Below are 21,159 nucleotides of genomic sequence, written 5' to 3'. Positions count from 1 at the left end.
GGGTGCCTATATCGGCGGTGTTCACCTCTTCCCATTCCGAACAGAGAAGTTAAGCCCGCCCGAGCCGATGGTATTGCCGTAACAGGTGGGAGAGTAGGTCGGTGCCTTTTTTTATACAACAGCCTTATCACGAAAGTGGTAAGGCTTTTTTGCGTATATAGAGTTTTGAAGGTCGGCAATAACTATAAATACTCTTTATCAGTCAAAGCATGTAGGAACGCTATAATTTTCTTAATTTCTACTTCCGTTAAATTCAATTTATCACTATAGGATTTATACGTACATTTTGTTTCTAATCTAAATTTCTTATAGCAACTCTTCTATTCTATAACTACTTAGCTTGAATTTAGTTGTTTAAAACAACTATTCTTTTGCAAATTGCATTTCTCCTATTCGTATTAAAAAATCAAACTTTCTGTTCTATTTAACTTTATGTATTAATAAAATTCAGTTTATTACTTTAAAAAACATAAAATTAATTTTAAAAACAGTTTAATTTATTAAATTTTTCTTCTGTTAAAAACAAAATATATGTAAATATTCAATATTACTGTATTAGTTACTGAATTTAATGTTACTTAAGTGTTATTTTATGTAAAAAAATCAGTTTGCGTAATCGGTTGCGTAAAATTGCGCAACCGATTTCGTTGCTAAAACGGCCTTTTCTACCCCTGTAAATACTTTTTAAATACATAAAATAGATATATACTTGTTTAGTTATCTACCTATTTCGAAGAAATTGTGATAACATTTAACCATTACATAATCCTAAAAAACATTTTATGTTGAGAAAATTTATTGTATTTGCATCTATACTTTTATGTAATGAAGCTGTACAAGCAAATCCAGCTTTTTCAAGTAGTAGGGTTACTAATTTTCGATTTGTATTGCAAAGCGATACTATTGAAGAGAACGACCTCACAGAAGAGGAGTTAGTGAATTTTCGGAATCTCCGTAAGTCTATTAGCTCTGTCGACACTATTGATCTGAAGAAGGTAAAAATTAAGCCATTCACCAATTTAGCTGACTTTGTCAAAGGCGAAATAGGGGGAGTGTATGTTCAACAACCTTCTGCCGAATCAGGATCTTACCAAAACTTGATCATTCGCGGAGCAGGTACACCTTTATTTAACAATTCTGATTTGAATAACGTACGCGCAACAGTCTTTGTGAATGGCGTACCTATGGCAACATCACACAATTTTGCTTATGAAACGCAATTGTACAAATTTAACAGAATTGGTCCTGAAACTGATTTTTTAAACTTTGTAGACATCAGTGCTATTGAAAGTATTGAAGTCGTTAAAGATCCTGCTCGTCTAGCATTATTGGGTCCACTTGCTTCAAATGGAGCTATTTTGATAACTACATTTGGAGGAAAATCTGGTATACGTGAGATATCAGTTAATAGTTATTTTGGCTTAAACCAAAAGCCATCAATTACACCTGTCAATGGACAATATGAGAATTATTTCAGACAGCCATTTTATGCACTTTACAATAATACTATAGAAGCTAGACAAGTATATCCAGGATATCTTGCTGATTCTACAAATATGAATTACTATGGTGCATCTAAGTGGAAGGACGAATATTATAGAAACTCATCATTGTATTCATTAGATTTCAGTTTACGTGGTGGATCTGATCGTGCGAATTTTGGCTTTTTAGGAGGTCATACAAAGAACACGACTACCGCAGACAATAATTACTTTAATAGGTATAATGCCTTATTAAATATTAATATGTTGCCATTTCAATGGTTTACTGTATCGGCATTTTTAAACGCTACACGTACGGATCGCAATAGAAATACAAGCTTACGTAGCAGATATGGTGAGATTGGCTATTTACCGGATTTATCTACTCCATTGTCTCCAAATGTAGATCAGTATAGAAATTACATGTCATTACATGATCGTAGCGTAAACGATAATATCACAAATAGTATACAAGGAAATATTTCAATATCATTAGATATCCTGTCTAATTTGAATTATACTACAGCGTTTGCAGTGGATTATACAGAAGGTATTAGAGATATATTTTATCCTTCTGAATTGATGGAAACGACGAACTATATTTCTAATTATTATGGTTACTCGCAGCGATATACTTTTACGAACAATCTAAAGTATAATCTTACTATTGATGATAAGAATGCTTTGTCTTTTATTGGAGGTATCCAATATTTAGATGATCTTAATAGATTTACTTACGCTAAAGCTTTCGATGGTCCAAATGATTTCATCAAACTTAACGTAGTAGACGGTGACCCGAATAAGGCAGAATACTTAAGTCCTATAGGTGGTTTGAAAGTTCATAGATGGTATAATTCAGAACTTAATCGCCTGTTTTCAGCGTATGGCAAGATTGCTTACCAATACGATAAGATTTTAGATTTTGATGCTGTAGTGCGTTGGGATGCATCGTCAACGATTCAACCAGATTCAAGATGGTTGTTTACACCATCTGCAAGTGTAAAGTGGAACCTGAATGAGCAACTTGATCTTGAGGATCAATTCTCAATCAAATTAGCGGCAGGTCGTGTAGGTCGCATCAATTCAGATAGCCGTTATGCTGTAGGGCCTCAATATTATTCTAATCTCAATTGGGCTGGTGAATCAAATATTCTTTCGTTCTATGGCAATTCAGCTTTATCAAGACCATATAATAGAGGTTGGGTGGGTTATGATTTAGGCTGGTCTTATGTAGATCAGTTTGATTTAAATATTTTAAAATCTTTCTTTAATAATAGACTTACGGCCAATTTATCAGTATATCAAAAGGATACAAAAAACCAAATTGTATTGATTCCTGTGCCAGAAGAATATGGATATGTTGGACAATTTAAAAATGGTTTATCTATTCGTAACAAGGGAATTGATCTAGGGATTTCGGCAGATATTGTTAAAAAGCCTGAGTCATTTAGCTGGTTTTCTTCCTTAAATATCAATTTGAACAAGAACAAAGTTGTAGCTCTTCCAGATAATTTGTCCGAACTCGTAATTGGAGATCGATTATTGCGCGTAGGTCATTCGGCAGATGCATTTTGGGTGTATGAAAATACAGGCATTTATGCAGATGCAGCCGATGTACCTACCTCTTCAGGTACCACGTTTAATTTTGATGGTATTCCATTCCAATATGGTGACCCAAAATGGGTAGATCAAAATAACGATTTTCAAATCACATCTGCGGATAAAGTATTAAAAGGGAATTCACTCCCGAAAATTTTTGGTGGATTCAATAATAAATTCACTTACAAAAATTTGGACTTAGGAATAGACTTGTATTTTGCTTTAGGGCATAAGGCTATGAATGAGCGTGCCGCAACAAAGTATAATTTTATTAATAATGAATCCAATAATAGTATAGCCTCTATTCGTGAAATATTTCATTGGCAACAAGATGTAGATATCAGCAAATATCCATTGTATAATGTCTGGAGTAGTATAGATCCATATCGCGTAGATCAGGATTTATTTTTAGAAAACGCTTCTTTCTTAAAAATCCGTGGCATCTCATTGGGGTACGATTTGACCAAAGCGTCATTTTTAAGTAATGTAAAAACGCTTCGTCGTACATACATATATGCTACCGTGAACAACTTATATACTTTCACAAATTTCTCTGGAAGAGACCCTGAACTTGTGAATTTTAATGGATACTACGATGGATATGGATTGCCATTGACACCAACATATTCACTTGGTTTTAAATTGGATCTATAATCTATACTAGCCAATAATTATGATGAAGAAGATATCAAACTTATTAAAATTGCTCATTGGAGCTGTTTTTATACAAAGTGCTACACTTTCGTGTACAGATAAATTAAATGAACCTAGTGGAGAAGTGGCTTCAGAAACATTGCAGTGGACTAGTATTTCGGATACGAAATCTGCATTGTTAGGAACTTACAGTTTACTTCGTGCTGCTATGGTTGAAAATAATTCACACTGGATGTATGGTGAATTACGTCATGGTGATTTTACATCTTACAGCAGATCGGATTTAGGTGCTATTAACACAAATAACCTTAAAGCATCTTATCCATTGATTAAAGATTTGACCAATTGGAGAAGATTTTATGCAGTAATCAATGCTGCAGCGATATTAATCGAAAGAGCACCTGAAGTTCGTTTAAAAGATTCTCGCTATACAGAACAGAATCTAAAAATGGATATCGCGCAAGCTCGGGCAATTCGTGCTTTTGCATATTTCTACATGGTTAGAATCTGGGGTGATGTTCCCTTGATTACGAAATCTTTTGATGATGGTTCTTTTGAACACAGACCTAAGACCGATAGTCAATCTGTTTTGAATTTTGCGGAAACTGAATTGTTAAGTGCTGTTGTAGACCTACCTTATTTTTACGGCAGTTCATTGGTAAGTTATTATGGCGAGACTAACGGCTATTGGAGAAAAGTGTTGTTCAATAAATTGACAGGTTATGCGGTTCTTTCTCATATCGCTGCATGGCAAGGAAAATACATCAATGTAGATACCTATACGCAATTTATAATGAACAATTATAGTTCATTAGGTCTTGATTATATCTCTAGCATTGGGAATTTATCTGGACTAAATGGTGTGTTTTCAAACAACTACAATTTAGGACAACTCTTATCTGTTCCAGCTCCTTATATCTATGGTGAAGCTTCAGCTACAGGTCATATCGAGGAATTGACATTAGCAGATCCTTTAATATCAAAGCAACGTCCTGATATATATGTACCAAAGGATTCTATAGTTCGAATTTTTAATGACATCAATGATACTCGTTTTGGTATTGATACAATATCTGGACTTACCAGAACCAATTATTTCACAAACTATAGTGGTGAAATTCCAATTTTCAGCAAGATTAAAATTATTAGAGATGGTGTCAACGATGGCTCTTATGGAGTTTTCGGCTCGAACTTAATATTCACCCGCTTGGAAGAAATAACACTTTTGCGCGCAGAAGCTTTGGCTGTATTAGGTTCTAGAGATGAGGCTATTACATTGTTGAATAGAGTGAAAATAAATAGAGGCGTAAGAACATATTCAGTGATTACGACCACACCATTGATTGAGGAAATATTCAACGAACGTAGACGTGAATTAATGGGTGAAGGGTGGAGATGGTACGATCAAATTCGCTTAAATAGGCTACGTCCAATAGATCGCGAATTGGTACAATTGATCGAACAAGGAGGCATATATTGGCCTATATCATCAGATGTATTGAGTAAAAATAAATCGTTGGTACAGAATGAGTATTGGAAATAAACCTGTCATCCATATGAAAAATTTATATAAAATAATATTACCGTTGCTGTTGTTAGTAAATATCGGCTGTGAAAAAGGCGATGAACATTACTACAACTATAATACAGAAGCTCCTGTGTATGACGGAACCATCTATGAGTATTTGCAGTCGCAAGCAGGAGTCTATGATTCCTTGCTATTAGTATTGGACAGATTACCTGACCTAAGAGCAAAGTTGAGGAATGCAGATTCTTCATATACTTTATTCGCAGTGACGAATCGCAGCTTTGATATTGCTTTAGAAGCATTAAATACCACAAGATCTCTTACAGGCAGACCTAATTTGTACTTGGAAGATGTAGGACTAGTTGATTTGGATTCTATGACGAATAGGTATGTAATCATGGAAGAGTTCGATACTGAGCAATTGAGCCCATTTATTGATGGACAGCTGGTGACGAGTACAAAGAATAATTATAAAATGCATATCCAATATCGCGTACTTGATGCATCTGGTTTTGTCGGGGGAGGACAACAGCAGCTGATCTTTAGTGATACTAATAATTCAATTTTCCAGAGGTATTGGCAACGTGTGAACACTTCAGTAGTAAATGTACGTACCAAAAATGGAATTGTACATATCCTATCAGCGGGTCATGATTTTGGCTTCAGCAAGTTTACCAGTAAATATTCCACACAGTAACTAAATTATGAATATCGTGATTAAGCATAAATTCATTATACCATTATTACTTGGGGCACTTTCATTTTCCGCATGTAAATCATTTATTCCTGAAAGTATAGATGCTTTGGGAGACGATGTAAATTACATGGTAAAAGAATATACCCCAACATTGGGTCGTAAGACTATCTATGAAAACGCGGCAAATGTCAGCAACACATCAAGTTTACCGTTGACTTTCAAACTCGTAAATGTGCGTAGTGTAGATGGGGCACCAGCGACAGAGTTAACAGATAAATTCCCAGTAAAAGTTTGGAAAGAAAATTATACGGGAGAAGAAAAATCGATTGCTGAAATAGAATCAAAAAGAGAAATTGAATACCATTCAATTTTTGAAGTCAGCGAAAAATCAGGAAACATTTTGTTTTGGGATTATGGTAATTCAAATTGGATCAAAACGCAACCCGATTCATGTTACATTTTTGATGTGGAAATATCCAATTCAGGCGGACGTAAGTACGCACGTAATTTGAGATTAAAGCCATTCAAAGAAAGACCTTATCAACCTTCTCAATATAATGTAGAGACTGGCTTAGCAACTAGAGCTGCTTTATCTCCAAGTTACATTTATAATCTAGAAGGTGAAAAAACAGGAGATTTTATTTTCGATGTCGAAGTATATGTCTTCAAAGATATTGAAAACACCGCACCAGGTGGGACATTAACTATCAGTGTGTTGGATTCTATGAACAACTCAATTGACATTAAAAAATTCAAGGATACGAATTGGAAAGAGATGATTCATGGATTCAATCATCGTTTTGAAGGGCATAAGGCTGTATATGATGTAGCATACCCTATTCCATTAGTTCAATATCCTACTAAATATACTACGACAGATGGTAATCTTGCTCGTATCAATTTAAGATATAATAGGTTGGGATTTGGTGGATTTTTATCGCAAAGCCAGTTAGGATTTGACTTTGCAATCTATGAAGAAGGACACTGGGAAATACAATTTCGCTTTCGAGGAGAAACCCCAAAATTTGATAACGACTAGCCTAATTTGAACCGTATGAAAAGATTTAAATTAATATTATTTATGATAAACTTCCTGGTGATGACAGCTTTTGCACAAGAGGTGTCGATTACTGGAGAGGTTCGAAGTTCTTCCGGGGGTACATTACAAGGGGTAACCATTAGTAATAATGCAACAAAAAAAGTATTAGGATCGACTAATGCTCAAGGACAATTTAGCTTAAAGGCTAATACAGGCGATAAATTATTATTTAGAGTAATTGGCCATGATAATAATGTAGTAGAAATAGTAGCAGGTAAGACGAGATATACTTTGACATTAAGAGAAACTTCAACTGAAATCGAAGAGACTGTTGTCGTAGGGTATCAAGCACGTAAACGTGAGACATTAACTGGATCTGCTGTAACCATTTCAGGTAAAGAAATTCAAGATGTACCTGTGGCAAACTTCACGGATTTATTGCAAGGTAAAGTACCAGGGATGAATGTGCAGTTGAACAATGGTACACCAGGTATGCGTGGAAGTGTTGCAATTCGTGGTATTTCGACATTGAATGTTCAAGGTACTGGTGATAATGCATTTTTGACTCCGACATCTCCATTATATGTTATCGATGGTGTACCTATTGATGAGGGAACAAACTACGAGTATGGTTTCCAAACAGCAGGCCCTGGTATTAGTCCAATCGCGATGATCCCAGTAGAGGATATTGAAGATGTGACCATCCTTAAAGATGCCCAAGCTACTGCACTTTATGGTTCTAAAGGAGCGTATGGTGTAATATTGGTAACTACTAAAAGAGGTAAATCAAAAATTCCAATCGTACAATATGTTGGACAAGCCTTTGTGAATACCCCTCCGAATTTGCGCCAAGTATTGGGTGGAGTGTATGAACGCAGATCACGTATCAATCAAATTTTGCAAAATGATACTACTTTGAATGCGGCATTGGATTTAATAAATCGTACACCTTTGTTAGCCGATTCCTTGAATCCATTCTTTAATAACTCTACAAACTGGCAATCGTATTTTTATCGTACGACGATGAATACATCGCATTCAGTTAATATCTCAGGTGGTGATCAAACTTTTAATTACAAGATTGCTCCAGGTTATTATGGTGAACGTGGTATCGTAGAGAATACAGGATTTACGCGTTATTCGATTCCAATGAATATGCAATACAGACCAAGTGATCGCTTCAGAATGTTTGTGAACTTGAGTCCATCTCTTGCAAAAAATAGTACAGGTAGTGGTAATGCTTTTCGACAAACGGGAGTAGCAAATTCGGCGAACACGTCGTCTTTAGCTCCAGCTCCGTCATTGTTTTCGGGAAGTGTAGATGCATTGTCAGCTTTGAGTATGAAGAATGACAATAAAACAGCTAACCTAAACTCTCAAGTTGAAATGGAATACTCACCTTTCGATGGATTGCGATTTTCGACAACGATGAGTTATAACTTTAAAGTGGCTAACCAAGACCGTTTCTTACCTGAAGCTTTAAATTCAAATGCTTCCGAAGTGTATTCGTATAATGATCGCTTGAATACCTTATATAACAGAAACATGATTTCTTATACCAAAGAATTGGCTGAGAAGCATATCTTAAGTGCATATGTCTTCAATGAATCTGAGGTAAGTAACTATCAAGCAGATGTGATGCAATTGACAGGAACTCCTAATGATCAGTTCACATCGGGATTAGGTTATTCATCTATTTATGCACTAGGAGGAACGTTAAAAGGACTTTACGAACGTAAAACATTAGGTTACGCAGGTAACTTCACTTACAATTACGATGCAAAATACATTCTAGAATTTTCATACCGTTTGGATGGTACTTCTACTACAGGCTCAGCTAATCCTTGGTCTAATTTACCTTCAATTGGTGCGCGTTGGAACTTTAAAAACGAGTCATTCATGGAGAATTGGGAATCTCTTGATTATGGTATGATTCGTGGTAGCTGGGGTAAAAATATTATTCCTTCAGGAAGTATATATGATGTGTATGGTCGCTATACATCCGATATTGAGACGTACAACAACCAATCTTCGGTAACATTAGATATGAATACAATTCCTAATATCTCCTTGTTACCACAAACTACAACCATGTTAAATGGTGCTATTGAATTTGGTTTTAAAAATGGATTGACATTCTTGTATGAAAACTATTACAAGCAGTCAGACCAAATTTTGAGAACGAAAAAAATTGCAAATATCAATGCTTTTGGGAATGTAAATACGAATGAAACATCTCTTGTGAATATGGGACATGAATTCATTATAGGTTATAGACCAAGAAAAAGTGGAGATTTTAGTTACTCGTTTAATCTAAATGGAGCATTAAACCGAGATTATACTGCTGCATTACCAGACGATGTACGTCAGTTGTTGTTGCAAGATAATTCAGTTTATAAACAATCTATTCTTTATCGATTGGGTATCAATGCACTTTCGAATGTGTTATTACATTACCGTGGTGTATATGAGTCTGATGATCAAGTGCCTATTAATCCATTGACAGGTCTTCGCTATCGTATGGGAGGTTCTTTGGCAGACGAGCGTTTCTTCCGTGCTGGAGATCCTATCTGGACGGATCTGAATGGAGATTATATTTTGGATGAAAAAGATTTTGTAATTGTTGGTAACTCGCAACCTGTATTTACTGGTGGTTTCAATGCATTCTTACAATACAAAAGCTGGTCATTGAATTCACAATTCTTCATGACATTCAAACGCGATGTATTAAATAATGCTTTAGCTGATCGTTTGAGGAATTACAGTGATCCAGCTGGCTTGGCAGATTCAGGTCCAGGCGCACTAGTACCAATTGAAAACATGGACATTTGGACGCCAAGTAATACAAGCTCATATTTTCCAAATATTTATGATTTCCGTAGAAATAGATTTATAGATCCGTTCCGCTATGATCAGACATTATTCCAAGAGGATGGTTCGTACTTCAAATTCACTACTGCGACATTATCCTACAATTTTGACAGAGAAATGTTGAGTAAGCGACTTGGAATCACATCTGCGAGAGTATATTTTTCAGCGAATAACATATTTACAATCAGTAAGTATTCTGGACCTGATCCAGAGTTAGTTTCCGCTTTGGGACGTGATTCATCCGCAGGATACCCTAATAGAAGAAGTTATACAGTAGGGGTTAATGTTCAATTCTAATAGATAAAGATATGAAAAAGATAGTTTTAGGACTTTTATTGATGAATACATTACTGTTCTTGTCTTGTGGAAAAGAATTTTTGAATGTTTCACCTAAAGATAATTTGACAGGCAATAATTACTGGAAATCAGAACAAGATGTCGATAAGTTTATTGTGGGAATATACAAGACATTTCGCTTGGCTACAATGGGTACGCCGCGAGGCGGATCGGCTAATCACCGTATTTTCTTTCCAGCTACGGGCGATTTTAGATGTGCACCTATCGTGCGTACTTCACAATCATCTGCAGCAGGACGTAATTATTTGACACACCTGAGAAATAATAATATCAATGCACTATTCCATTCTGATTTTAGTTTCTTCGGATTCACAGCGATTCCACGTTGGAATGATTTTTTCAAAATGGTACAATCTGCAAATATTGTCTATTTCGAAATGGACAATATGGAACCAGGATTGATTTCGGCTGCAAGTGTAGAGCGTTATAAAGCAGAAGCCGTTTTCTTACGCAATTTAGCGTATTTCTTCATGGTAAGATTGTATGGTGATGTACCTTACTACACAGAAGCATATCACAGTAAAGCTATTGGGCGCTCGAATATGTTGGACGTGCTTGCTAAAGCAAATGCTGATATGAAGGAACATTATAAAAATCTTCCGTGGACTTATGAAGACCCTTCCATTGTTGGTAATAGAGCGATGCGCGGGGCAGCTATTACGTTGATGATGCACATGAATATGTGGATGGCTGGATTTACCACTAATGATAAAACTCCTTATTATAACGAAGTGGTGGCACTAGGCGAAGAAATCCGCAATGAAAATAATAACTCTTATGAATTACTTCCACTAGAGCGAACTAAAGAAATTTTCAAAGGACGTACTAAAGAAGGATTATTGGAAATTGTACAAAATCTTAATTATGGTGAGACTTTTTCAATTTCATCACCATATTCAGATTATTTCTTGCGCTACCCGAATAAGAATGTCGCGATTCAGCGCTCTTATTTATACTACGAATCTAAGTTTATGGAAGAATTATACCCATTAGGTGGTACAGACAAGCGTAAGGATGTGTGGTATGATGATGATATCTACAATACGACTGGGCTTATGCAATGTTTGAAATTCTTAAACGTATTCAACGAAGAAGGGGAAGATTATAATCCTGATGACAATCAAGTAGTATTTAGATATGCAGACCCAATATTGTTGCAAGCGGAAGCTCTAGCAGAATTGAATAGAGATGCAGACGCTCGTCAAGTAGTAAATTTAATCCGAACTCGTGCAGGAGCTACATTAGCAGTAAGTGAATCAGGCGATGAGTTAAAAGATTTCATCTGGTGGGAGCGCGTACGCGAATTGATCGGTGAAGGCCATTTCTACTACGATTTAGTACGTACAAGAAAAGTCTTAAATACGAAATATACGCAAGCAGCGATGTCTGTAGATGCATTTAATAGAGGAGGTTGGACATGGCCAATTCATCAGGATGCATTAGTAGACAATCCATACATGACACTTAATAATTATTGGAACTAATTTGTAGCGGAGATGAAAATGACAAATAATATAAGATTTATATTCTTAGCAATTATAAGTACCATAATAGCCTTATCATCCTGTAGAAAAGAATATTATGAAGATGGAGGAGTACATGATCCAAATTATGATGGAACGATTTTACAATTTCTTAAAAGTAGACCAGAGTTATTTGATACACTAGTGAAAGTACTCGAATTAGGAGAATATTCGACTTTATTAAATGATCCAAATGCTAATGTTACATTTTTTGCACCTACGTCGCAAAGTATTAGTAAAAGTATTAGAGCATTAAATAGCGTCTTGTACGCAAGAGGTCAAGATACAGTGTTGGATGTAAGACAAGTTTCACCAGAAGTATGGAAAAAATACTTATCAAAGTATATCTACCGAGACAAATACTTATTGAAAGATTATCCACAAATCGATACTAGTGATATGTTGGCTTATCCAGGTCAAGGTTATATTTCTATTGGCGGCGAAGCGATGAATATTGGTACATTTTATAATGATGTACGTACAAAAAATAGTGCTGGAGTAGAACAAATTGTGAAGTATGCTGGATACAGACAAATTCTAATTAATTATACGAATCCCGTAGCAACTTCAAATATTCAACCAAATAACGGAGTAATCCATGTCTTGCAATATTTCAGACACAGCTTTGGCTTCTATTCGTATGATTTTGCATCCGATGCATTTAATATGGGTATCACTTACTAATCAATAGAAATGACAGGTTCAATATTTAAAAATATAAGTGCAGCAATCATTACTTTATTAGTGATAATTAGCTGTCAAAAAAAGGAAGAAGTAGGTGTGAATCCCTATGAAGGAGGTAAGGCACCATTCGGAATTATTTTCACGTCTAATCTTGCAGATCCTACATCCGCATTACCAGGTGAAGTCGTACGTATCAATGTTAGAGGTCTCAAGCAATATGAGAATAAATTTGATTTTCTATTGAGTGAAGTGAAGACTGAAATCGTTGGATTAACAGATTCTACGGTTGATTTTCGAATTCCGAATGAAGTAAGTTCTGGTATGGTTACAGTGGTAATGAATGATCAGATTTTTTATGGTCCACACGTAGGAGTAGAGGGTAAAGTTTCGGTGGATACAGATTACAAGATTGTAAATGGATTCAACGGGTCCGTAATGGGGATATTGCCTCATGCAGGTGGGCATATTGTAGTAGGAGGTTTTAGTGATTTTGAGAATGAGTGGACAACTGGTAAATACCTTACGGGAATTCATTATATCAATAGTCTAGGACAGACAGCTACCAATATGGACTTCAGAAGAAGGGCAAATACGGGAATTTCATCTATTGCACGTTTAATGAATGGACAATTCATGATCGGAGGCTATTTTAGTGAATTCTCAAAACGCGAAGTGGGCGGTATTGCTAGACTAAATGCCAATGGTAGCTTGGATACAGTGACAGTGGCTGTCATTAATCCAAATTCGGACACGAAGCCGCTGGATGGATTAGATACAGTATCGGCTTTCAATTCTGGTTTTACAAATGGTATTGTTAATAAAGTCTTTGAGCTTGCAGACAGTAGCATCATTGCAGTAGGAAGTTTTGCAGTACACCGTAGCATTGATTATCAATACTCTTCTAGAGATAACAGAAGATATGTAAATACGCGTGTCCGAAACGTCGCTAAATTAAAACCTAATGGTAAACTTGATTCCACTTTTAATCTAAATAATACAGGCTTAAACGGCTTTATAAATGACGCAGTAGCGTTGAAAGATGGTCGTATTGTTATTGCTGGAGCATTTACAAACTATAACGGAACAGCCGTTAGAAACATAGTTTGTATTAAACCGAATGGACAAATAGATCAGTCTTTCACAGCTAGTGGTGGTGCTGATTTTCCAATCTTGAGTATTACCTATAATACCGTAAGTGATAAAATCGTAATTGCAGGTTCTTTCAAAAATTATGGAGGAAAACCTACGAATGGTGTTGTCGTATTAAACTCTGATGGCTCGACAGATCAAAATTTCATATTCGGTGATCTTGATGGGGGAGCTCCTAACTACGCTTACAAATTGAATAATGGAAAAGTATTAGTGACAGGAAGTTTCCTACGTTATAACGGCGTACGTCGAGGAGGTATCTTAATCCTTGAACCAAATGGTCAAGCCAAGCAAGAGTACAATAACTTGGGAAGATTTTCCGGAATTCCTGCTACTATAGTGGAAACAACATCATCGTTAGGCAATCCTGCAATTTTAGTTGGAGGGCTAATTATTAGTGTTGATAATAAATCAGTAGGGAATATTGTAAAGATTGAAATTAAAAATTAACACAAAAACTTTGTATTTATGAAAACAAAGAAGAAATTAACGAACATATTCCAATGGTGTACACCATTGCTCATAATAGTGTTGGCTTTCAGCTCTTGTAATAAGGATTTTCCGAATATTTTGAAGCAATTTTCTGAACAACCAAATTATGATTCTGGGTCATCAAAAGTTCTATATATCATTGCTGACGGCGTTAGAGGTAGGGCATTACAACAATTAGAACTACCTAATTTCAGAATTGTAAGTCGAAATGCTTTGCATTCTTACGGATCATTAGGGGATTATAAAAGCACTCCTTTTACGAAAGAAGCTGGGATGACATCATTATTAACGGGTGTAACTTCATCAAAGCATAACGTGATAGGAAGTGATCTTTCATCTGCTGATCTTGAAAGTTATCCTACAATCATAAAACGTATAAAAAGTACGAAATCGGATATAACAACAACTGCATTTTCTACAAATGGGGACATTTATCATAGTCTTTTGAAAGATGCAGATAATGGTGGTATAGCAGCTACTGATGCTGAAGTATTACAAAAATCAACTGATGAACTGAAAAATGGTTCCTCCGATTTAATTATTGCACATTTCACGGAGCCTTTTACAGTTGGATCGGAAAATTCATTCGAAGTTGATGATCAAAATTATGAAGCTTCACTTCGCAAATTTGATGAATCTATCGGTTTGTTAATCAGTGCGATCAAAGAAAGACCTTCTTATGCACAAGAGAATTGGTTGGTAATCATTACATCTAGTATAGGTGGCCCCGCTATCAATGCGGAAGTGGATAACACCTCTTATGGTGATAACAACAGAAATACAATCACTTTTTTCTATAGCCCGAAATTTTCAAGAAGCTTATTATCAAGACCCAATTCAACAGAAATTCCTTTTGATGGCAATGCATTGCGTTATACCTATGGTAGCCCAGCTGTGAATTCAACATTACAAGATGCTGAATTGTATAATTTCGGACCTAATACAGATTTCACAATTAGCTTTTTCTTTAAATCAAATACTACTGGGAGTCACAATTACCCAATCATTCTTTCAAAGCGTGATGTTGGTTTCAGTGGCAATGGTTGGAATTTGTTTATGGAGGTACGAGATGGCAACAATAAGATAGGTTGGAATAGTAATATCAGCAGTCAAGTATTTGGCACCAAACAAATCAACGATGGATTATGGCATAGTTATACCGTTGTAGTCAGCAGATCTGGGGCTGCGGATTCGGTTAAAGTATTTACCGATGGAGTTTTAAATGCATCAACCACAATTAATACCAATTCTCTTCTTAATAATGCACCACTAGTGATTGGTAAGAAGGCAGGTAATGATAATGCAGGAGCTGACTTTCAGCTGAACAATCTCCAGATTTACAATACTGCATTTACAAACAAAGAGGTGGCCGAATTAACAGGTATTACAAGTGTAGAGAACAACCATCCTAAAAAATCCAATTTAATAGGCTATTGGCCAGGATATGATGATGTAGGTACAAATAAATTAACGGATTTATCAGGCAACAATAAGCATATGGCAATCACAGGTCCATACAATTGGACAAGTTATAGTGATGTTGTAAATCATTTTCAGCCACCAATTCGTGATTCATTCTATAAGTTGGTTCCTAACGCTGTAGATATTCCATTTTTTATATATCAGTGGTTTGGAATTATTCCACAAGAAGCTTGGGGATTAGAAGGTAAAAGTTGGACGCCAACATTATTAGTGTCAACGTTATAATATTTTGGTTATGAAAAGAAATTTAAAGAATATATTCCTTGTTGCCTTATCCGTGTTGTCTATTTCGTCATGTGGCAAGTATGGATACGATTTTGAACATGGTCACAAAGAGGGTGATAAGGAACCGTCTATAATAGAAACAGATACTACGATGTCTGTAGCAGACAAAAGTCTCTATCATCGCGCACGATTGTACCCAGGTTTGGTGGGGGATAATGTCAAGAGGATTACAGATACAGTTGTAACTTTTGATATGGATTACTTTTATGTGAGTACACAAGATCTTAAAGTTAGTCAAGTACCACAGCCTATTTTTAGTACAGGTCTGTATGCTCCTGCTGGGGAAAATATTAAGATTACAGTTCCTGCTGGGGTAATTGGCCTTACCGTACAAGTAGGGGTACATACGGATAATTTATCGGGTAAAGATCCATTGCGTAGAGATCCAATTATTTTCACTAGAAAGGAACTGTTTCCGGGCGTCAATTATGTGAAAAACCTATATGGGGGTACAATTTGGATATTGACAAATAACTCAAGAACACAGCCTGTAAGCTTAAATTTTTCGGGAGCAGTTCGATCACCTGATTTTATATTGGGTCAATCAAATGTACAAGAGTGGTTAAAAGATGTAGAGAATACGCAGGTTCCTTGGTTAGAGGTACGATCCGAAAAGGTTATATTTTCTATTCCAAGAAATATGGTAATTAATTATAAAGGGGATGCTGCCAATGTTGAAGGTGCACTTACTGAGTGGAATGAGATATATGTAAAGGATTTTTACGATTGGATGGGGTTATTACCAAATACGACAGATCTTAAAAATAGATATCCAGATTTACCAGAACGCGCAGTTTTGGATATACAACCATCTGTTGGTTATGCACACAACGGTAATCCTTGGGTAGCACAAGCGGATAGACATTGGTTTAGAATGTTTACCGATAGAAATTATATTTTAAATCCTGATAATCTTGCAGAAGTAAGCTGGGGTGCATTTCATGAATTGGGACACAACTATCAGCAAGGTGGCACATGGAGCTGGAATGGGTTAGGTGAGACTACCAACAACTTATTCATTTGGAAAGCGGCTAATAGATTGAATCGATTAGCAATTGCAAATCACCCTGCTATTCCTGATGCTTTTGAGGCTGGATTAGAGTATGCAGCTAAATCTACAGGTAAGAATATAATTACGGATAAAGAAACATCTACGGGTAATCATCCTTTTGTGAAGATTTTACTTTTCTTACAAATTTATAATAAGGCTGTAGGTAAAAATGGTGAGTCGGGTTGGGATTTTATGCCTTATATCTATAAACAAGCAAGAAATACTAATTATTCTTTCTCATTAGACGAAGCTAAGAGAGATTTTTTCTACCGTACGCTATGTGATTTTACAGGAAAAGACTACCAAAAGTTCTGTAGAGCGTGGGGGATTCAGATTAGTTCATTAGCAAGAAGAGAAATGGCAGCGAAGTATCCACCATTGGAGAAAGCGATTTGGACATATAACCCATTGACTAACACAGGCGGTGAAGGTACAATCAATCCTAAAGAGGACGTGGATGTGACGGAATGGACTATTTTGGCAAAATCAACGGAAGAACCTACAGGAGAAGGAGCAAACAACGGTCAGGCTATTCGTATTATCGATGGCAATACAACTACATTTTGGCATTCACAATGGTCTGCAGCTACAGCTCAGCTACCTCACTCAATAACTTTTTCTTTGAAAGCGAATGAAATTGTTAAAGGATTCTACCTTGTTCCAAGAACAAATAGTGCTGGACAAAGACCTAAAAACATCGAAATTCAAGTAAGTATTGATAATAGTAATTATACAACCCTTACTGACGCGGATCTAGAAACTGGATATTCGTTTACAATGCCTAATACTGCCGACCGTAAAGAATTCAGATTAAAGCAAAGTCGTGAAATACGTTTTGTTAAAATATTCTTTAGAGAGAATAATCATAGTGGTAATTCGCATCATGCAGTTTCAGAATTCGGAGCATTTTTTGACATCGACTAATACCTATCATACCATGAAAAGAAACTTATTAAATGTAATTCCATTGTTGTTATTCGCTGTAATAATTACGGGATGTACGAAATATTTTAGTCCAGAACCCAAATTCGAAGAATACGAACAAGATTCTGAAAAAATACTTAAGCGTAAGATTTTGCTTATCTCTGTAGACGGTCTGGTGGGGAAGGAGTTGGAGAAAAAAATCCCAAATAATCTTAGCCAATTGATGAAAACGGGTAAGTATTCATTTGATGCGTTGACGGATAATAATACTTCAGTTCCAGCCTCTTGGGTCACTATGATGACTGGTTACAATTCGGATACACATCACATCACGGATGAGAGCTATTTGCCACAACCTGATACGGAGCACCCACACGATGAAGTAACTTTTGCCCCAAGCGTAATCTATCGTTTGAAACAGGTGCAAAGCTCATTGAGATCATCAATCGTTGTGCAAGATGAAGGGATTGGAAATATCTTGTTAATGGATTCGGATGAAAATATTGTCGTGAATTCAGATGAGAAAGTAAAAGAAGAAGCATTAAAGGTATTTAATCGAGATAATGTATCAGATTTGGTAATTCTTCAATTTAAAGATGTATTGAAAGCTGGCTCTACAGCTGGTTTTGATGCAGATAAGTCTGAATATGCACAAGCTATTGAAAAAGTAGATTCTCAAATTGGAGAAATCATAAATAAAATAAATACAAGAGAGGATAAAGAATACGAAGATTGGTTGATTATTGTAACTTCGAGCCACGGAGGTACTGAAAAGAACTACGGCGGTAATTCATTTCCTGAGCGAAATATTTTTACATTATATTCTTATAAGGATTTTTTACCTCAAGAGTTGAAGGCAGAGACGATGCAGTATGTATTCTTAAACGGTTATTTTCCTGGAACATATACTCACTACAACGGAGTGGAAACGCGTACATTTTCTGAAATTGGTGTGCGTGCTCAATCTCCTGCTGGAGCCGAGAGTAATATATTTAATGCCAATTCTACCGCTACAGGCGCTATTACTTATGATTTTAAATTTAGACTGCGCGAAGACAACGTTTGGGCAGGTCTGTCCTTTACAGGCGGATATAGTTATTGGTACAATTATTTCTTAGGGAAAGATGCTTCTTCAAATAGTGCTAATGCTGGATGGCACTTGTATGGGCAGAATGCTAATTTCAAATTAAGATTTCAGGACGGCACCAATACGCAAGAAGTAGAATTTACGAGAGGTGCGGACGGAAGTTGGCATCACTACTCATTTATTTTCGAAAAATTGACAAATACTACAACAAGTGTTAAAGTCTATTTAGATGGTGTGTTGTTAGCTTCTCAAACGATAGCAATGGGGGTAGATGCCTTTTCGAATGCTGAACCATTGACTTTAGGATTTAATAATCAACGTACAGATTTAGGTTATGCACATTATGATTTAGCTGATTTTCGTGTTTGGAATAAAGCTTTGTCAGAGGCTGAAGCACGAAATATTGCATGTCGTAATGATATTGAAAATACAGATCCACTAGCGAGTAGTGTAATTGCGTATTACAGACAGCTTTCAACTAATACTTGGTTTAATTCTTTAGAGAATAATGCTCCTGATTTGACATTTTCTAATACAGCATCTGTTAATATAGGTGGTAACTATATGCCTTGTGATCAACCAAGCGATGAAGTATTCGTTCAGAATTTAGATATTGTACCACAAATATTCTACTGGTTTGGTTTGAAGCCACATGAAACATGGGGATTCCAAGGAGAAGTATTTTTGTCAAAATTTGAACTAGAATTTTTGAAATAAACGTCATGAAAAAAATATATAATAAAATTATTCCAGCTATTTTGATGGGTCTTTTGATCCTTGGGATAGGTGCGTGTAAGGAAAATGCATTAGTTATTCCAGATCAAATTCCTTTGGACGACATCGAAGTCAATGCACGTGGGCCTGTGAAGCAAAATAACTTTCAAGTCGTAGCTGATGACGATGAAAAAGTAAGATTTGATATCAGTTCTGTTGATACAGAATTGGTTGAATCTGTCTTTTTTTCGTACAATAGAACTGGTGTAAAAGAAATTACAGAAGTAAAAGATTTCGAAAGTTTATATATCATCGAGAATTTGCCAGTGAGTACTCCTTTGCCAATTGAAGTGTGGGCGAAAGGTAAAAATGGTATTGAATCCAAAAAATTCTCTTATGTAGTAAGTGCATTACCATTTCCATCAAAAGGGATCGTTAATAATATCAATGTACAAGGTGGTATAAGGATGGTTAGCATTTTTATGCTCAATCTTACAAGATCCAATGCGACTTTATATTATAAAATAGATAATGCTGCAACATTTACAGCAGTTGACTTGCCTACACCGACGCCAGGGGATAACTTTGAAGTAAAAGGAATCTCGGAAGGTAAACACACCGTAACTTATTATGTAAAAGATGCTAAAGGTGGCGAATCAGAAATTCGCACAGTTGAAGTGGAAGTACAATCACCTGTATTGGTTGATTACAATACTGCAGCTTTACGAGCTGGTTGGACGCCATATGCTTCGAATTCAAATTCTACATCTGAAGGACCTCCGTCATTTATGTTAGACGGTAATTTAGGTACGATTTGGCATACGCAGTGGAGTACTACAGTCACTTCAGATCATTCAGCAGACAAAAAATACCCATTTACGTTAATTTTTACATTTACGCAAACAAGAGCAGCATCTGCAACTGGCTTATTCAACGAAGAGGCACTAAAATCTCCTGCTGGTCCTTACAAGCCAATTATTGTTAAGGAAGTTACATTGTTGCACAGAGCCGTAGGTAATTACCGCGTAAAGGATATTGAATTATATGGGATCAAATTGGACGGTACAGAGGTAAAATTGGGAAATTATACTTTAGCCAATGACCGTCAGGATAATATTATTCCATTACCAAATAATGAAACGCTTTTTAAAGCTGTCAAAATTATATGTTTAACAACTTTTAGTGCTACTGATCGTTTCGCGAATATGAACGAAATTTATATCAAAGGGTATGACGAGTATTAACAAAGCATAATTCAAATCAATTTTTAATAATGTAAATGTAAAGCCTTATCACTTAATTGTGATAGGGCTTCTTTAGTTGGAGCTTTTATATCTATATTTTTACAACATCTTAACGCAATAAGCTTTATCTTGTGTATCCGTTTATAGGGCAAATAGATATCTAAACTTATGAACCTGAATTCGATAATTAAAAAGCGTACAATTGGTTAGTTTTTACCGTTTGATATTTGATTGAAGGTTTCTTAGGGAAGAAACTGTATGCTGCTAATCCAGCTAAGATATTTACGATAAAGTTGAT

12 protein-coding genes, 1 rRNA gene and 1 pseudogene are annotated in these 21,159 nt (G+C 35.8%); 13 read left to right on the top strand and 1 reads right to left on the bottom strand.

Annotation, left to right across the window (positions count from 1 at the left end; genetic code table 11):
• The first annotated feature begins 1 nt into the window (after position 1).
• From rrf to FLS47_RS13750, 13 genes are all read left to right on the top strand, one after another.
• A 5S ribosomal RNA gene (gene rrf, locus FLS47_RS13810) occupies positions 2-110 on the top strand.
• Positions 111-782: 672 nt separating this feature from the next.
• A complete protein-coding gene (locus FLS47_RS13805; RefSeq protein ID WP_149914946.1) occupies positions 783-3,734 on the top strand; it encodes a SusC/RagA family TonB-linked outer membrane protein in 2,952 nt (983 codons plus the stop codon).
• Positions 3,735-3,753: 19 nt separating this feature from the next.
• Positions 3,754-5,277, top strand: coding sequence for a RagB/SusD family nutrient uptake outer membrane protein (locus FLS47_RS13800; RefSeq protein WP_149914945.1), 1,524 nt, complete (start codon positions 3,754-3,756; stop codon positions 5,275-5,277).
• 13 nt (positions 5,278-5,290) lie between these two features.
• Positions 5,291-5,959, top strand: a complete 669-nt coding sequence (locus FLS47_RS13795; protein ID WP_223225291.1) for a hypothetical protein — start codon at positions 5,291-5,293, stop codon at positions 5,957-5,959.
• Between the two features lie 7 nt (positions 5,960-5,966).
• Positions 5,967-6,998: a DUF5007 domain-containing protein gene (locus FLS47_RS13790; RefSeq protein WP_149914943.1), complete on the top strand. Its 1,032-nt coding sequence runs from the start codon at positions 5,967-5,969 to the stop codon at positions 6,996-6,998.
• 15 nt (positions 6,999-7,013) lie between these two features.
• The gene (locus tag FLS47_RS13785) at positions 7,014-10,166 is read left to right on the top strand and encodes a SusC/RagA family TonB-linked outer membrane protein (RefSeq protein WP_149914942.1); all 3,153 of its coding nucleotides are present in this window, start codon (positions 7,014-7,016) and stop codon (positions 10,164-10,166) included.
• Between the two features lie 11 nt (positions 10,167-10,177).
• Positions 10,178-11,710 carry a RagB/SusD family nutrient uptake outer membrane protein gene (locus FLS47_RS13780; RefSeq protein ID WP_149914941.1) on the top strand — a complete coding sequence of 511 codons (1,533 nt, stop codon included), beginning with the start codon at positions 10,178-10,180 and terminating at the stop codon, positions 11,708-11,710.
• A gap of 18 nt (positions 11,711-11,728) precedes the next feature.
• On the top strand, positions 11,729-12,433 hold the full coding sequence (locus FLS47_RS13775; protein ID WP_223225290.1) for a fasciclin domain-containing protein: 705 nt from the start codon (positions 11,729-11,731) through the stop codon (positions 12,431-12,433).
• Between the two features lie 9 nt (positions 12,434-12,442).
• Positions 12,443-14,032 carry a DUF5008 domain-containing protein gene (locus FLS47_RS13770; protein WP_149914940.1) on the top strand — a complete coding sequence of 530 codons (1,590 nt, stop codon included), beginning with the start codon at positions 12,443-12,445 and terminating at the stop codon, positions 14,030-14,032.
• A gap of 18 nt (positions 14,033-14,050) precedes the next feature.
• Entirely contained in the window at positions 14,051-15,781 is a 1,731-nt protein-coding gene (locus FLS47_RS13765) for a LamG-like jellyroll fold domain-containing protein (RefSeq protein WP_149914939.1), read from the top strand.
• Between the two features lie 10 nt (positions 15,782-15,791).
• Entirely contained in the window at positions 15,792-17,816 is a 2,025-nt protein-coding gene (locus tag FLS47_RS13760) for a M60 family metallopeptidase (protein WP_149914938.1), read from the top strand.
• Positions 17,817-17,829: 13 nt separating this feature from the next.
• On the top strand, positions 17,830-19,620 hold the full coding sequence (locus FLS47_RS13755) for a LamG-like jellyroll fold domain-containing protein (protein ID WP_188347437.1): 1,791 nt from the start codon (positions 17,830-17,832) through the stop codon (positions 19,618-19,620).
• A 5-nt stretch (positions 19,621-19,625) separates the two neighbouring features.
• Positions 19,626-20,861 (top strand): hypothetical protein, encoded by a 1,236-nt coding sequence (locus FLS47_RS13750; protein WP_149914936.1) that lies wholly within the window; start codon positions 19,626-19,628, stop codon positions 20,859-20,861.
• 187 nt (positions 20,862-21,048) lie between these two features.
• On the opposite strand, the pseudogene FLS47_RS19150 reads toward FLS47_RS13750, so the two are convergent.
• Positions 21,049-21,159: pseudogene (locus tag FLS47_RS19150) on the bottom strand (IS982 family transposase); the annotation flags it as partial.

It is taken from the genome of Sphingobacterium cavernae (genome assembly GCF_008520265.1).
Classification (GTDB): domain Bacteria; phylum Bacteroidota; class Bacteroidia; order Sphingobacteriales; family Sphingobacteriaceae; genus Sphingobacterium; species Sphingobacterium cavernae.
Note: the sequence above shows the minus strand (reverse complement) of the source record. Positions and strands in the feature narration are given on the sequence as shown.

What these genes read in the sequence shown, in the direction of transcription:
- FLS47_RS13770 (WP_149914940.1), top strand. Translation starts at nt 12,443, where the DNA reads ATGACAGGTTCAATATTTAAAAATATAAGTGCAGCAATCATTACTTTA.
- FLS47_RS13805 (WP_149914946.1), top strand. Translation starts at nt 783, where the DNA reads ATGTTGAGAAAATTTATTGTATTTGCATCTATACTTTTATGTAATGAA.
- FLS47_RS13765 (WP_149914939.1), top strand. Translation starts at nt 14,051, where the DNA reads ATGAAAACAAAGAAGAAATTAACGAACATATTCCAATGGTGTACACCA.
- FLS47_RS13780 (WP_149914941.1), top strand. Translation starts at nt 10,178, where the DNA reads ATGAAAAAGATAGTTTTAGGACTTTTATTGATGAATACATTACTGTTC.
- FLS47_RS13775 (WP_223225290.1), top strand. Translation starts at nt 11,729, where the DNA reads ATGACAAATAATATAAGATTTATATTCTTAGCAATTATAAGTACCATA.
- FLS47_RS13790 (WP_149914943.1), top strand. Translation starts at nt 5,967, where the DNA reads ATGAATATCGTGATTAAGCATAAATTCATTATACCATTATTACTTGGG.
- FLS47_RS13795 (WP_223225291.1), top strand. Translation starts at nt 5,291, where the DNA reads ATGAAAAATTTATATAAAATAATATTACCGTTGCTGTTGTTAGTAAAT.
- FLS47_RS13800 (WP_149914945.1), top strand. Translation starts at nt 3,754, where the DNA reads ATGATGAAGAAGATATCAAACTTATTAAAATTGCTCATTGGAGCTGTT.
- FLS47_RS13750 (WP_149914936.1), top strand. Translation starts at nt 19,626, where the DNA reads ATGAAAAAAATATATAATAAAATTATTCCAGCTATTTTGATGGGTCTT.
- FLS47_RS13755 (WP_188347437.1), top strand. Translation starts at nt 17,830, where the DNA reads ATGAAAAGAAACTTATTAAATGTAATTCCATTGTTGTTATTCGCTGTA.
- FLS47_RS13760 (WP_149914938.1), top strand. Translation starts at nt 15,792, where the DNA reads ATGAAAAGAAATTTAAAGAATATATTCCTTGTTGCCTTATCCGTGTTG.
- FLS47_RS13785 (WP_149914942.1), top strand. Translation starts at nt 7,014, where the DNA reads ATGAAAAGATTTAAATTAATATTATTTATGATAAACTTCCTGGTGATG.